Source organism: Burkholderia sp. AU6039 (genome assembly GCF_002223365.1).
Taxonomy (GTDB): domain Bacteria; phylum Pseudomonadota; class Gammaproteobacteria; order Burkholderiales; family Burkholderiaceae; genus Burkholderia.
In genome coordinates, this window is record NZ_NKFK01000008.1 from 259,713 (window position 1) to 274,843 (window position 15,131).

Sequence of the window (15,131 nt, forward strand, 5' to 3'; positions counted from 1 at the left end):
GGCTTCGGTGTGTTGCGAGCGTCGCGTAAAGCCGCCTCGTGATTTCGTCTCCCTCATCATCCGGTCACCCGCGCTGCAAATCTTTCGCAGCAGCATGACGGTTCGTTTCGTGAAGCGTCTTACTTTGGCTTGCCGGTGGCAATACTGATTATTACCGAGTCATATGACTTGGCCAAATGATCAAAAAAGACGTTAGTATGGATCTTCCCGGGCGATCCAGAAGGCTGAAGACTCGCCCTCGATACCAAATGACATGGAGCGAGCAGATGCCGATTTTCGAAGCAGACCATCTCCGCAAGGCGTTCATCGGCGGCCGTTGGGTGGAGCCGGTGAACGGTGGCATGGAGCACGACATCATCAATCCGGCGACGGGCGAAGTCTCCGGCGTGTTGCTGTTCTCTGACGAAGCCGATGTGAACCTGGCCGCGCAGGCGGCGCGCGACGCGTTCGCGGCGTTCTCGAACACACCGCTCGTCGAGCGGCTCGCGATGCTCGAGCGCGTGATCGGTGCCTACACCGAGCGGCTGCAGGACATGGCGGACGCCATCACGCTCGAGATGGGCGCGCCGATGGACGCCATTTCTCGCCCGCTTCAGGCGGCACTGGGGCTCTGGCACCTTCATACGACGCTGGAAGTGGCGAAGCAGTATCCGTTCGAACGCACCCAGGGCACGTCGCGGATCGTGAAGGAGCCGGTGGGGGTGTGCGGGTTGATCACGCCATGGAACTGGCCGATGAACCAGGTCATGTGCAAGGTCGCGCCGGCGCTGGTGGCGGGTTGCACGATCGTGTTGAAGCCCAGTCAGAATGCGCCGTATTCGGCCATCGTGCTCGCCGAGATCATCGAGAAGGCCGGCGTCCCTCCCGGCGTATTCAATCTCGTGCAGGGCTCCGGGCAACGCCTGGGCAGGGCCATCGCGTCCAGCCCGCTCTTTGACATGGTGTCGTTGACGGGTTCGACGAGCGCCGGCGTGGAAGTCGCTCAGGCCGCTGCGACGACGATCAAGCGGGTGACGCTGGAGCTGGGTGGAAAGTCGGCGAACATCATTCTGGACAGCGAAAACTTTCAGCAGGGCGTCACGCATGGGGTGCTCCAGATGATGGCCAACTCCGGCCAGACGTGCACCGCGCCTTCGCGGATGCTGGTGCCGGCGCATCGGCTCGAGGAGGCAGAGCAGATCGCAGTCGCGGCGTGCGCGCAGGTCGTCGTCGGAGATCCGCGCAATCCGGGTACGACCATGGGGCCGATGGCGAACCAGCGCCAGCATCGCAAGGTGCAGGAGATGATCCAGACGGGCATCGACGAGGGCGCGGTGCTGCTGTCGGGCGGGCTCGGCAATCCCTCCGGGCTTGAACGAGGCTACTACGTCAAGCCGACGGTCTTCAGCCGCGTGAACAATCGCATGAAGATTGCAACCGAGGAGATTTTCGGCCCCGTCCTGGTGGTCATCCCGTATCAGGACGAATCGGACGCGGTCGCCATTGCCAACGACTCGCCGTACGGATTGTCCGGCTATGTCTATGGCGACTCGATCGAACAGGCGGAGCGCGTCGCCAGACAGTTGCGGACCGGGATGGTGCATTTGAACGGCGCGCCCGTCGACATCGCGGCGCCGTTCGGTGGGTACAAGCAGTCCGGTAACGGACGAGAGTGGGGCTACGCCGGCATCGAGGAGTTCCTGGAGACGAAATCGATGTTCGGCGCGACGCCGGGCGCCGTCAGCTAGCGGGAATCGACGACGGGCGTCCGGCGGTATGCGGACGTCCGTCTACGGAAAGGCGGCAACATCGAAGCCAGCCATGAGGCGTCGCGCTGACGGGCTCTGTCCGGTTGCCGGCGATGGGCACAATGGCACGCCGCGTCGACGCTCAAGCCTGTACCGTCGAGCTCGAGAGGGAGGTGGCAAACGCCTCCAACGCTGAACTTACACTATCCAGGTTCGCCCTGAGCTCGCGGATATTCGTGTCGCCTTGCCAACTGTTCAGCAATCCATCGATCAGGATGATGCTCATTCTGGCGACGGATTCAATCGCGTCAGGGTTGACTTGTGGCGCGCACTTGCCGAGGTAAGCGATCGTTCGCTCGATGGTCTGGACATAGGTCTTCAACGCGAACTCGGGGCGATGGCGCTCTGCCCACTGGATCAGTTCAGACTGGGCTCGGGCGTACGACGGATGCTGCACGAGCCATTCGACATTCTTGCGCAGCTGCCATCCGGCGAGTTCGCCGAAAGAATGAAATTCCCTGTCAGCGAGGGCATTCGCCGCGAGCAGGTCGAACAGGGATTCGTAAACCGCGTCGAACAGATCGTCCTTGGTATGGAATACATAATGCAGCGAGGCCAGTGGGCAGCATGCGGCTTCGGCGATTCGCCGCGTGGTGGCTCCAGCGACGCCGTGCGCGGCGATGACTTCAACGGCAGCGTCAACAAAATCCTGTCGCCGCAACGCAGCGCGAACTCTTGTCATTGGTAAACTCCGGTACCCGAAAATCCACTTCCGTTCACGTCGTACACAGGTGTAGTGTTTATCCGTGATACATGGTCAAGTGACCATAACGATCGTGAATTATGTCGGCTTCTTGAAAGTTTGTCCATGAATGGGGCGGGCCGCGGGTGCCCTGAATGTTCAGTTCGCTTGCTTCAGCTGATTCTGGAAAATCCGATCTATTGACTTGATCATTTGATCGGTCAACGTTAAGCAGACAAGGATGCGCTGTCGATGGAGGTAAACCCGTGAGCGCGAGCACTGCAACGCAAGACCGAGGGCGGCCTGCCGGGAGCGTCAGGTTTTCAGGCGAATGGAAGCAGGGTGCTTGGCCGCGGCCGATGTGGATGCTCGGCGGCGCCGGTGACTTCACGCCGCACGTGTCGCGGTCGGACGCGAGCAACGGTTGCTGAAAGCACCTTCAGGCAGAGCGTGCGCGCAGGGCGGCGCATGGGCGAAATTGCAAACGTCATGCGCCGCGAGCCGAGCGGTCAATTGAAGCGGCGACGCTACCGCTTTGTGGGCACCGGGGGAGCCAGTGCACCGGGCAGGTGGCAGCGGCTTAGTGCTTCCGTACCGACTTGCGAGGGGTCTTGGCGGCAGGGCGGGCGTCCGACAGTGTCGTTGCGTAGGCGGCCAGCATCTTGCAGGCGTGGTCGACATCGGTTGCCAGGCGCTTCGAATCTTCCTGGGCAAACCACGAGAAGAGCAAACCGTCGATCAGGACGATGGTCAGCCGCGCGATGGCGTCCAGCACCTTGGCATCTGCACGCGGCTCGGCGGTCGCCAGATTGGCGCGGGCACCTTCTTGGGAGATGCGAAGCGCGCCAGTGGCCATGTCGGGCTGGTGTCTGAGCGCCCACGTATACAACTCCGACTGGGTCTTCGCGTATGTCGGGTTGGCTTCGAACCAGGTCATGACGGAGCGCAGGTTGAACTCCGCCAGGTCCGACAGGGTGCCGTGCTCCGGAGGCTCGGGGCTATCCGAGCGGATCAAGTCGATCAGGGACTCGTAGACGGCGAACAGCAGCTCGTCCTTTGAGTGAAACACGTAGTGCAGGGACGCCAGTGGGCATCCTGCAGCCTCGGCGATGCGACGGGTCGTGGCACCCTTCACACCGTGCTCTGCAATCACCGCGACAGTCGCCGCGACGAGGTCCTGGCGGCGGACTTCAGCCCGTACTCGCTGCATAGGCCAGCGCTCCGTTTTATGTCTTCGTCCAAAGGCGCTACCCGCGCAGGGTAGTCGAATCCTCGGATATTAGCATGACGATGGGCGGCATTTCGCAAGCAACACAAGGCATTGTCCCGCACGGATATTGCGCCGCCATGGCGTCGTGAGACGTGCCGTTCGCAGGTATGTGCCGGGCATGGTGACGGCGTCGATGCGCCGCGGCGCCGGACGAACCTCGCGGCAGCGATGCGACTCGGCGGCAGGCTCGCTGAACCAGAAGACGGACTCGCACATCGTGGATCGGCCCGGGCATCAAGCGGTGCTCCGCTCGTCGAGCGGCGCTCGCGTTCCTGCTTCGATGAGGCCGTTGCAGAGAGGCGCAGGGACGGTGACCGTCGCACGTGCACGATAAGGCAGCCATGCGTGTCGTGGAAGGGATGCCACTGCGTTGGCGCGTACGGTGCCTTCATGACGAGGCTAATGGAAACTCCGTATTCCCAATGTCCTGTCGAAGCATAAGACTCGTGCCTGTAGATTCGTGGTCATTTGATCAAGTCAACTTGTCTGCACCGCTATCGTGACGCCGAGCATCACTTGGTGCGGCGAATTCCCCGCGCCGGGGCATGCGCATCACGACCGCGCGCGTCAGCCGCCCTTCACGAAGGGCGAACACCCGGATCAGATTGGCATACGGCTTGCTTGATAGTCGTATGACCAAGTCGAATGACTCGTATGGTTGACTTGAACGAAGGATATTTCTCGGTAGTGTGGTCAACGACAACGATAGGGAATACGAATGAGCAATGTGATTGCTGTCCTGGGCCTGGGCGTGATGGGGTCCGCCATTGCTGCCACCCTGATTGACGACGGTGCGGAAGTCGTCGTCTGGAACAGGAAGGCTGAAAAAGCGCAGCGTCTGCGCGAACTGGGCGCCCGGGTTGTCGAGCGTGCCACCTCCGCCCTTGATGAGGCGGACGTCATCGTCGTCGTGACGGCAACGCCGGTTGACCTCGCGGCGGACTTCGAGGCGCTGGGCGAGCGCCTGAAAGGGAAAACGGTGGTCAATCTGGCCACGGGGCGCCCGTCCGAGGTCCAGAAGCTGGATCAAATCGTGCGTGGCGCCGGCGCAAAATTCATCAGCGGAACGATCCAGTGCTTCCCGCCGGATATCGGCCGCGAGAACGCCGTCATCCTGTTTGGCGGCGACGAGAAGATCTGGAGCGAAGTGGAGCCGCTGCTCCGGAAGATTGCTCCGCAATCCACCTACGTCAGTGCACGATCTGACGTACCGAACGTGCTCGATGCCGGGTTGACGGGCACGTTCGTTTTTGGGGCGGGCGCGGCCTTCCTGGAAGGTCTCAGATTCGTGGTGAACTCGGGCATTTCGATCGACGAGATTCGCGACCTGATTCCAACCTATCTCGCCGGTCAGACTCACTTCATCGAAGGTCTGTTCGAATCCGTGGCGGCGTCCGACTATCAACCGCGCGGAGCGGACCTCGACATCTACGCACGAGCAACCGAACTGTTTCAGCAGGCGCAGGAAGATATCGGGCAGCCGCCGCGAATCCTGAAGGCGCTACGCGAGCGAATCCTGTCATCCATTGCAGAAGGCAGTGGTGACCGAGGGTACGCCGCACTCTTCAATCATTGACAATTTGTTGGAGGAATCATCATGTCGTTGCAGCGCCTTTCAAGTGGTAGCACTCCTGAAGATCTTGCCAATGCGGTCAGGCAGGATGGTGGAGCGATCGTCAAGAACTTTCTCGATTCCGATTTGCTCGCGCGAATCCAGCGTACGCTCTTCGACACGCTCGAGTCGGCTCCGAACGGAGTAGACGATTACTTCGCCGGGACACAGACGCGTCGCGTCTCGCGCCTCTTCGCGCGTACCGACTGGATGGCCGAGGTTGCGTTGCACCCGCTCTATCTGGGCGCGGCGCGCAGCATCCTGCAGACGCCGATCAAGATCTGGAGCGGCGAAAACCAGGTCGATGTCGCGCCCGATATTCAGGTGGGGGTGACGCAAGCGATCCAGATCCTGCCGGGTCAGGGCCTTCAGCCGTTGCATCGTGACGATTCCGTATGGCTCTGGCGGCACCCGAACTATGGGCGCGAGGCCCGGTTCCAGGTGATGGTGGCCGTATCGGACTTCACGGCGGAAAACGGCGCCACGCTCGTCATCCCGGGTAGCCACAAGTGGGACGACGAGCGCATGCCGACGCAGGAGGAAGCCATTCCCGCGACCATGTCGGCCGGCGATGCGCTGTTCTTCATCGGCTCCACCTATCACGGCGGCGGCAAGAACACCAGCGATGCCCCGCGCACCGGCCTGACGATGTCGTATGACCTGGCGATCCTCCGGCAGGAAGAAAACCAGTACCTCACGCTGCCGATTGAACGCGTGAAGCGCTATCCGGAAGAGCTGCAGCGCCTGCTCGGCTGGACGTACGGCACGACCTTTGCCGGCTTCGTCGAGCGCAACGGTCAAATGTCGGATCCGAACGACCTGTTGAAGATGAAGGATTTCCTCGAGGTCGGGCATTTCGATTAACGGACGGGATGGGTGATGGAATCCTGGCCCGGTTTTCACGTGGAAATCGGGCGATTCCATCATCTGGAGGCATCGCGGTCGCTCGACGGGATGCCTGGATCGGTGCACAGCGAGCCGTTCCGATAGCGCGATTTTTCGGTTGGATGCAGCAGTCTTCGAAACAGTGCCGGTATGAATGCGAGCAAGAGGGCGATTCGATGCCACGCCGCGATCTCGCATTCGTGCAAACGACAAGGAGTCGATCGTGAGTGTCGAAATCAAGGGAATCCGAAAAATCGCGCTGCTTTATACAGGAGCCGTGGTCTGGACGCCCACCTACCTGCTCCCATTCAGCATCGAGGAATCGATGGCCCGGTTCGGGCTGTCCGAAAGCACCGCGGGTTGGCTCGCGTCCGCGGTGCTGCTCTGTCTTTCGCTTTCCATCATCGTTTTCGGTCGTCACACGGCGACGTTGAACAAGCGGACGGGCGCGCTCGCTGCGGCAGCGCTTGCCGTCCTGTCGACGTGTGCGATGTTTTCACATAATTTTTATGTATTCGTCGCCGCGAAGCTGGTTCTCGGCGCCGCGTTGGGCGTCAGCTGCGTGTGCGCGTATGGGGTGATTGCACACGTCAAGCACCCGGAGAAGGTCGCGGCGCAAGTCGCCGTTGCGATGGCCATCATATTTTCCTGTGCGATGTACGTCGTACCGATCCTGAATGTAAAGATGGGTCATATCGGGGTGGATGCCGTCCAGCTCGCCGTGGTCGTGGCGGCGCTGTTTTTCGGCGCGTTCATGCATCCCGCCGTCAACGCAAGCGAGGAAGCGGTCGCGAAGGACGCCATCAAATCCAGTGACGTCCGAGGGATGCTGATCAGCGCATTCTTCATCTACGTGTCGCAGACGGCCCTCATGGGATTTGCCGCCGAGGTTGCTGCGACCCGGGGCGTCGAAGCGGAGCAACTCGGCATGCTCTTCATGCTCAATGCGGCCCTCCAGTTGCCGGTGGGGGTGGCGGTCAACTGGCTGGGCGATCGCTTGGGTCTGTTCAAGCCGATCGCCCTTGGACTCGCGCTATTGATCGCATGCAGCCTGGGCATGTATTGCGTGGGCGGCAAGTGGGCGTTTCTCGTGTCGACGGCGCTCGTCAGTGCCGGAGCCACGCTGGTGGCTCCTTATATGGTGGCGGCACTTTCACAAATGGATGCCAGCGGAAGAAGCACCGCGACCTGTGCGTCGGCAATCAATCTTGGCCTGGCAGTGGGCCCCGCGATTGCCGGCACGGTGTTCAGCGTGGCCGGTTTGCGCGCGGTCGGCTGGCTCTCCGTCGGGTTGCTGGTGGTGCCGATGTTTCTGGCCAGCGTGGCGATCCGGCAGTTCAAGGCAAAACATGCCGAAGCCGCGGTCGCCTGACGTGCGCGGCGAAGCGATCAACCGAGCGTGGCCGCACTGACCGCACCGGTACCTGGGCGGCGCCAGCATGCCTGACATGCCAGTGCGGAGCAGACATCTCCCGGAAGCGTCCTCTCGCGTCGACAGGCAGCGCAAAAAACTGCCGTGAACGTGGATGACGAACATGGCGGCAGACAAATATCTCGACGATCACGGAGTTTTTTCATGGAACTCAAATTCTATCTTTATTGCCTGGCTGATCTCGCGTTGATCGTGACTTCGTTCATTTGTGGCGTGAAGTATTTCGGGAAGCGCAACGGCCTTCTCGGATTCGAGTCGCTGGTCGTGACGTTCTCGGCAACGAATTTGATGATCAATGCCTTGACCGGCAAGGCGATCTTTTTCAGTATCTCGCTTTTCTGCGACGCCTTTTCAAGAGGCTTCGGCGTGCCGATCATCATCGTTGCGGGCATGATGTCGGTTACGCATCGATATAAACCATCGATGGTCGGCGACGTGTTGTATGCGGTGGGGGCGCTGGTGGGGACGGTTATTTTGTGGACCGCGGATTTCATGGTTGGACCCAAGCCGTATTTCTATCTGGTGATGTGGTCGTTGTTCTCGCTTTACCTCATTTACGTTGTCAAGAAACTGGCGAATGCCGGAGAGTATCGTAATGCTGCGGGTGTGATCCTGACACTCGTATCCACGCAGATTATTGCGAGCGTCTACGACTTTTACCCTATCCCTGGCGACGGCGACCATATGATTTTCTATATATTTGCATTGCTTTCTTGGTCTTATATGTCAGTCTCGTTGTATTACGCTTATTGTGCGCTGGAACGGGTGCAGGAAAAGGAAGGGAATCTGATCCGAGGTTATACCCTTGGTCCCCTGGAGCGAAAGCCGCAGTAATTGTCGCGTTCCTGCGGGAATGTATTTGATTCTTCATGCGAGAGATCGGATATGGCTACCTTGATCGTGAGTTATCCCGCTGTAGCGGGTATGGAATTTGACCGCGAGTACTATCTCGCCACCCACGCGTCGCTCATACGGGCGGCGTGGGGCGAATGTGGGCTGCAGTCGGTGGAGGTGCTGTTTCCGGCGCCGGGTCCGCAGCCTTTTGCCTGCGTCACGCTATTGCGTTTCAGCGATCAGGCTGGAATCGACGCCGCGCTGGCTTCGGCCAGAACAGCCGAGGTGGTCGGCGATGTGCGGAACTTCACCAACGTCCAACCGGCGATTTTCCGCGCCGGCGACTGACCGAGTCGTCGACGACCGAACCCGGTCTACGAGGGCAAGAAGGTCTGAGACAAAGTGTCCGCGTGGACCGATGCACTCGGGCCTTGACGACGAAGCAACAAGACCTTAGAAGCAGAATGCCGGCCGGCCACGGACGGGATGACCGACTGGAACTTGACGAAGACGCGGTTCGGGAGTGGATCGAGCCTGGCCTGAGGCCGGGCGTATCGATTGCCCGCGCGGTCGCTCAGGGTTTTGACGCCGGGCGAACGCGCTCGGCAATACAGCCTTCGGCCGCAGGCCGAAGGCTCATCCAGCATCCGGCATCAACGCTGCACGGTGTCCAGGATATCCAGGCGGCTCACTGCCACCGCCTTCTGCTTGATCGCGCCAAACGCCGTTTCCGTTGCCTCGAGCGTACGCGCGATGTCTTCGTCGGTGTGGCTCGCCGTGAAGAACATGTTGTGCCACGGGTGAAGATAGGCGCCGTTCTTGATGACTTCCGACGTCCACGCCCGGCCGCGCGACACGAGCTCGTCGTCACCCGCGAACAGCATCTGGGGCATGACGCTCGGCCCGGTCTGCTTGAGTTCGAAGCCATGCCGCTCGGCTTGCTCGGCGAGGCCCGCGCGCAGCGTGTCCGCCAACCGCCTGGTGTGTTCGAGGTAGTCGGTTTCACGTACCAGGCGCAGCGTTTCGATGGCCGCGGCCATCGGCACGGCCGAGAGCCAGTAGGAGCCCGTGACGAAAATGTTCGTCGCGGCCTCTCGTGCCTTGTCCGAACCGAGCACCGCCGCGATCGCATAGCCGCCGCCGATGGCCTTGCCCCAGCAGCTGAGGTCCGGGTGCACGCCCCAGTCCGACCACGAGCAATCACGCGACAGGCGCAACCCCGTGCGGACCTCGTCGACGACCAGAAGCGCTTCCTGCTCGTCCGCGAGGCGACGGCATTCCTTCGCGTATTCGATCGACGGGAAAAACTGATCGTAGAGCACTTCGTGCCGGAACGGCGTCGCGTAGATGGCCGCTACGTCACCGTCGACGCTCTTGACGGCGACATTGAGGCTCTCGAGATCGTTGTACTCGAAGTAGACGACGTGAGCGCGGTCTTCCTTGGTAATCCCCGTCGTATAGGGCACGTTCCACGGCGACGCACCATGGTACGTGCCGCGCGCCACGAGAATCTTCCGTTTCTCGCGATAGGCGCGCGAGATCACCATGGCCATCGAGGTAGCGTCCGAGCCGTTCTTGCAGAACATTGCCCAGTCGGCGTGGCTGACCTGTTGAGTGAGCGCCTCGGCAAGCTGAACCATCACCTCGCTGGGGCCCGTCGCCGTGTCGATCTTCTGCAACTGGAGGGCCGCGGCTTGCTCGATCCGCTCGTTGCCGTAGCCGAACAGGTTCGTGCCGTAGCCACATACGTAGTCGATGTACTGGTTGCCGTCGACGTCCCAGAGATGGGACCCTTTCGCTTTCGCGAAGTACAGCGGGAAATCTTCCGTCAAATACTTGACGCTCTGGTGACCGTACATCCCGCCCGGGATGACCTTTTCGGCTCTTGCGAACCACTCGTTCTTCCTTGCCAGCCTGTCCATGCTCGACTCCTTGTGAAAAATTCGTTCCCGGAACGTCAGACCCGGTATCAAGTCTTTTGACTGAGTCAGGTGACATAGTATTTGAACCCCTGGAATGTTGGGGAATGCCGCATTCGAAATCTCGCGTCTCGTTGTTGGATCGACGCGCCGACCAACCTCGCTCCGCGAATGCAGCCACGCTGCGTTACGCGCCTGGGTGCCTGTCGTCGCTTCATGAGACTTGGTCATTTGACCGAGTCTAGTGTCCATAAATGTCGTCCGGACTGAAATTGGCGTTTTCCACTAGTGCTTCGCGGCAGTGGATCAACGTCATGCCGGGCATGCCACGGCGATGGGGGAGGAGGCGAGGCGGCGGCGGCGGTGGACTTCCGCGAGAAGATTTCGCCGCGGGAGACAGCGGTGTATACAGGCGTGTCCAGGCGCACGGTGCGCGCATGGCAGGGGCAGACGGGTCCATGCAGTCGGAGCATCCGAAGCGCGAGTAGTGCGCTACGCGGATCGCGTTCGACACGATCCGCGCGCGAGGCTACGCCCGCATGTTCGATCTTTCCGGATGGCGCCTATTGGCTCGAGTCGTAGTGCTCGATATGGTAGAGAACCATGAATCCCGGGCTGAGTACGAGAAGTAACCCGGCAACGAGGGAGATTGCGACAAATAAACGCTTCACCATGATCACGCTCCTGAGTTGGATGAGGTGCAATAGAAAGTCGATTCTTGAGGGCCATCCCCGGAAAGGCGCGCAATCCCCGCATTGTTCTCAAGATCGCAACGCGATTCGTCAGGTCGATCTTCATGGGGTGTTTCGCCGGCGATGATGCTGTCGTGGCCCGCGCATGCGCATCACGGAATCCGTGAGGGGGATCCCCCTTCCGGACGGATGCAGGCGTCTGTTCTTGGCTCAGAGGCCGAGATGCGTCGCGATATCGTCGTAGTCGACTTGCCACAGGCCCGGCGTGCCGGCCGGATATTGCGAGCGGAAGCCGATGATCCGCTGAACGCGTTTCGACAGGCGTCGTACGGTGTCCATCTCGACGATGAAGGGATACGCTTCCTCCGGCGTCAGGTAGGACGGTTGCATCGGAAGCGTGAGCCCACGCCGGCGCTCGTTCTTCGTCACGTTCGCGCCGCCACCGTGGATCACCTTGCCGCTGAACAGCAATGCGTCGCCGGCATCCATCTCGGCGGCAATGGTCATGTCGGGCGTGCCCTTGCTGTTGAAGTAATCCTCGTCCCAGTTCTGGCTTCCCGGAATGATTCGGGTGGCGCCGTTTTCCTCGGTGAAGCGCGTCAGCGCAATCATGAGGTTGGTGAATACCGTAGGCCCGTTGACGCCGAGCGCGCACAGGGGCGGAAAATTGCCGACATCGCGATGCAGCATCTGTGCCGTGTTGCCCGGGCCGATGTCGATGACCTGTGCGGTCGAAAGCCACCAGTCGCCGGACTCTTCACGGTAGAGCACCTCGCCGAGTTCATGAAATAGTTCGTCATCCAGAACATCCCCGAACGTCTTGCTGTGCGTGACCATGTTCGTCAGGCGCTTCGTATAGGTGCCGTGGAATTCCTTGATCAGTTCGTTGTCGTGCGACGACCCTTCGCGAAGCCGCTCGAGCGGCGCATCGACCTCGCGATTGATGTTCGCGACCTGCTCCTGGGTCAGATAATTCTTGATCCGGACTCCACCATATTGATTCATGAGCGACACGATCTCTTGCGCGCTGGTCTGTTTGGGGACGGTGGGGAGCGCGTCCTGAATGGTCTGAATATTTGCGTTCATGTTTGCCTCAAAGTTGCGTGGACGGGTAAATCAGACGCGGCGTCACGTTCTGATTCGGGTGGTGATCCAGACCTCAAGTCGAATTTTTGACTGAGTCATTTGACTGCGTATGCCTTCGCTTTCTGCCATACGTTCCTGCCACGCCCGTTGACGGAGCACGCACGGTGTTCCCGACGTCGTCGCGACCTCCGGGTGGTCCAGTACGTGTTCCCGGAAGCGACAGACATGGACGCATTCGCCGGGTTTTCCGGTGAGCCGGAGTATTCGCGATGAATCAGGTCAATTGACCAAGTCGTATGATCGAGGAAGTTAACATGGCGTTTTTCGACGGTCGATCATGGTTAACCCGTCGCGTTTGAATGGTGTAGCGGATGAAAGGAGCGCGGTCGTTCCGGCGTGCATGCGAAAGTTGTGATCACGCCTGACGCGGTGTGGCGAGACGTGATTCGGAATCGAATGGCCACGCCTGCGACGACGTTCCTCGACACGTTCAGTCTTACGCTCGGGCTCGCGCATACGGGCCCGGTGTGGCCCGAACCAGGCGATCGGGCACGCAAGCTGCTTGCGCGTCATCAGCGCCCGCGTACGGAGTCGCTTCCCATGCCGTTGCGTGCGCCACGATCGGCATCCTTCCCCGGCGCGGCTGCGCGGCGACCGACGCGCGATCCGCGGACGATTTTTCAAGCCCTTGTCAATTCTGTCCCGGCATCGCGACGCGTGACGGCTTCAGCACGACGAAGCGCCGTGAGAGATGCGCGAGCGCCATGGCTCGAACGCACGCCGGTATTTTCACAGGAGCTCGCGCGCTGAGCCAGGCACGGAAATCGCTCCGGCCCGCAATGAAACGCTGCACGACACATGCCCGTCGTGTTTCGGCGAGGCGCTTCACCCAGCGATTTCGCGATCTATTGTCATGAGGGCAACGCCATGCACACATTCACGAACTGGAGCCCATTGGTCTCGCTGATCGCCGGGATCCTCATCCTGGTGGTACCGCGCCTGCTGAACTACATCGTCGCAATCTACCTGATCGTCATCGGGCTGCTTGGGCTTTTCGGCGGACATTTCCACTGACGCGCCGCGTCGGCGTCTACACAGGTTCGACGCGTACCTCGACTGAATCCCTGGGCACCGTCAATCGCGTGCGGCCAAGCAGTGCCTCCGCGGGCGCGGTGCCGTCCGGGTTCAACGGCTTCACCTTGTTGAACGTGACGGAAAAGGATTCCGGTGTGACGGTGGCCGATGCATAACCCTGCGCGTCGTGGTCGGCGTGGCACAGATCGGGGTTGTTCGCCATCAGGAAGCGGTCGAGTCGGGCCGGGGTCGCCACGATCGACGCGAGCGGTGTCCCGTTCCACGCGGCTTTCAGGTACGTATAGAAGGACATGCTGCTGATGCCGGCGCAGACGAAATCGACGATGACCGGCACCCCCGTCGCGGGATCGGGATCGTCGCGCACGACGCCGCCCTGAAAGGCATGCAGGTCTCCGGTGATCGCCACGACGTTACGGATCCCGTGCTCCCGCAAGTAAGCGAGCAGTTCGTGCTTGTGCGCGGGATAGCCGTCCCATGCGTCGCAATCCACCACGAGGCGGGCCGCCGGCGTCCCGGGTGCGCCCGGCATCACGAACCACAGACGATTCAACATCACTTCGTTGCCCCATACCTTCCAGGTGGCCGGCGAGTCCTTCATCAAGGTTTTCCACCATCGTGTCTGTTCCGGACCGAGCATCGACGGCGGGCGGCCGAGCTGCCGGGTGTCGCGCGCCTCGTCGCGTTGCAGCACGTCCTGCTTGACGAAGTAGCGCGAGCCGGCTGCGTCGTCCCCATGCACCGGGTCGTGCCCGTGCGCTCGTGCGACAGCGGCTTCGCTCACGACGTGGTCGTCGCGATACAGCCGCTCGTCCGTCATCACCAGATGCATCAGCATGCCGAAACGAAAATCGCGGTAGATGCGAATATTCGTGTACGACGGATTGTCCGGCTCGAAGCGCACATCGTCCCAATCCACCGGCATGTATTCCGCCCACGCGCGACTGGCGCTGCGGCGCCGCCCGGTTTCCTGCCGCTCCTCGTTGGTGTAGACCTGATGGTCCTGCCAGCAGTCGTCGGAAAATTCGTGGTCGTCCCAGATCGCGATCATCGGCAGGCGCTGGTGCAGCGTCTGCAGGCGCGGATCGGTTCGATAGGTGCGATAGAGCGTCCGGTAGTCTTCGATCGTCTCGGCATACGCGCGGCCGTCCGCGAGCAGCTTGCCGCCGCTCAGGTGCAGCGGAGGATGCGCCGGCTCGGCGCGGCCGGGAGGAGCGGTCCCGACCGTTTCGTAGATGTAGTCGCCCACGTGCACGACGAAATCGAGGTCGCGCTCGTCGGCCAGCAGCGTCATCGCTTGCCAGTGGTTGACGCTCCAGTCCTGGCAGGTGAGCCACGCGAAGCGAACCCGTTCGTTGGCCTCGTTTGCCGCCGGCGCGGTGCGCGCGACACCCGTCATGCTGACGTCGTCGCCGGCGACGAACCTGTAGTGGTAGGTGGTCTTCGGCATGAAGGCCGTCACCTTCGCGCGCACGGTGAAGTCGTGGATGGCCAGCGCCCGCAACGGGACGCTGGCGACGAGCGTCGAGAAGTCCGCCAGCGTCGACACTTCGAGTCGTAGCGGGACCGCGCGCGTGGCGCCTTTTGCGTCGTGCTGCACGCCGCTGGATACCGGAACGCATCGCGTCCAGAACACGATGGAGTGATCGCGCGGATCACCGCTTGCGACACCTTGCGGGAATCGATGGAGGTTCTTGCGCGCAGGGCTGCCCGGCAGGGCCGCCGGTGAAACGTCGTGCGTGACGGCGGCGGCGGCCGCAATGGTAAAAAAAGCCGACGACTTGAGGAAATGGCGACGATCCATTGATCCTCCCGATCGACATCCCGTGGATGCGGGAAG

The 15,131-nt window shown here is 61.3% G+C and carries 12 protein-coding genes; 7 read left to right on the forward strand and 5 right to left on the reverse strand.

Annotated features, from left to right (window positions below; genetic code table 11):
- Positions 1-266: 266 nt before the first annotated feature.
- Complete coding sequence (locus CFB39_RS36880; RefSeq protein WP_089476730.1) at positions 267-1,727, forward strand: aldehyde dehydrogenase family protein; 1,461 nt, start codon at positions 267-269, stop codon at positions 1,725-1,727.
- A gap of 142 nt (positions 1,728-1,869) precedes the next feature.
- On the opposite strand, the gene CFB39_RS36885 is transcribed toward CFB39_RS36880, so the two are convergent.
- Positions 1,870-2,469 (reverse strand): TetR/AcrR family transcriptional regulator, encoded by a 600-nt coding sequence (locus tag CFB39_RS36885; RefSeq protein ID WP_089476731.1) that lies wholly within the window; start codon positions 2,467-2,469, stop codon positions 1,870-1,872.
- 580 nt (positions 2,470-3,049) lie between these two features.
- A complete protein-coding gene (locus CFB39_RS36890; RefSeq protein WP_089476732.1) occupies positions 3,050-3,679 on the reverse strand; it encodes a TetR/AcrR family transcriptional regulator in 630 nt (209 codons plus the stop codon).
- 778 nt (positions 3,680-4,457) lie between these two features.
- On the opposite strand from CFB39_RS36890, the gene CFB39_RS36895 reads away from it, so the two are divergent.
- The 5 genes from CFB39_RS36895 (at position 4,458) to CFB39_RS36915 (ending at position 8,850) form a co-directional block, all read left to right on the forward strand.
- Entirely contained in the window at positions 4,458-5,315 is an 858-nt protein-coding gene (locus tag CFB39_RS36895) for an NAD(P)-dependent oxidoreductase (RefSeq protein WP_256991550.1), read from the forward strand.
- Between the two features lie 21 nt (positions 5,316-5,336).
- Complete coding sequence (locus CFB39_RS36900) at positions 5,337-6,215, forward strand: phytanoyl-CoA dioxygenase family protein (RefSeq protein WP_089429440.1); 879 nt, start codon at positions 5,337-5,339, stop codon at positions 6,213-6,215.
- A gap of 244 nt (positions 6,216-6,459) precedes the next feature.
- Positions 6,460-7,608 (forward strand): MFS transporter, encoded by a 1,149-nt coding sequence (locus CFB39_RS36905; protein WP_256991551.1) that lies wholly within the window; start codon positions 6,460-6,462, stop codon positions 7,606-7,608.
- Positions 7,609-7,812: 204 nt separating this feature from the next.
- Complete coding sequence (locus CFB39_RS36910) at positions 7,813-8,502, forward strand: hypothetical protein (protein ID WP_089476735.1); 690 nt, start codon at positions 7,813-7,815, stop codon at positions 8,500-8,502.
- 51 nt (positions 8,503-8,553) lie between these two features.
- Positions 8,554-8,850 (forward strand): EthD family reductase, encoded by a 297-nt coding sequence (locus CFB39_RS36915; protein ID WP_089476736.1) that lies wholly within the window; start codon positions 8,554-8,556, stop codon positions 8,848-8,850.
- 305 nt (positions 8,851-9,155) lie between these two features.
- Here CFB39_RS36915 and CFB39_RS36920 read toward each other — a convergent pair whose 3' ends face one another.
- Together CFB39_RS36920 and CFB39_RS36925 are read right to left on the reverse strand one after the other, a co-directional pair.
- Positions 9,156-10,424 (reverse strand): aminotransferase class III-fold pyridoxal phosphate-dependent enzyme, encoded by a 1,269-nt coding sequence (locus CFB39_RS36920; protein ID WP_089476737.1) that lies wholly within the window; start codon positions 10,422-10,424, stop codon positions 9,156-9,158.
- A gap of 899 nt (positions 10,425-11,323) precedes the next feature.
- Positions 11,324-12,199, reverse strand: a complete 876-nt coding sequence (locus tag CFB39_RS36925; RefSeq protein WP_089476738.1) for a phytanoyl-CoA dioxygenase family protein — start codon at positions 12,197-12,199, stop codon at positions 11,324-11,326.
- Between the two features lie 927 nt (positions 12,200-13,126).
- On the opposite strand from CFB39_RS36925, the gene CFB39_RS36930 reads away from it, so the two are divergent.
- Positions 13,127-13,273, forward strand: coding sequence for a DUF3096 domain-containing protein (locus tag CFB39_RS36930; RefSeq protein ID WP_076841491.1), 147 nt, complete (start codon positions 13,127-13,129; stop codon positions 13,271-13,273).
- A 16-nt stretch (positions 13,274-13,289) separates the two neighbouring features.
- On the opposite strand, the gene CFB39_RS36935 is transcribed toward CFB39_RS36930, so the two are convergent.
- On the reverse strand, positions 13,290-15,095 hold the full coding sequence (locus CFB39_RS36935) for an alkaline phosphatase (protein ID WP_089476739.1): 1,806 nt from the start codon (positions 15,093-15,095) through the stop codon (positions 13,290-13,292).
- Positions 15,096-15,131 lie beyond the last annotated feature (36 nt).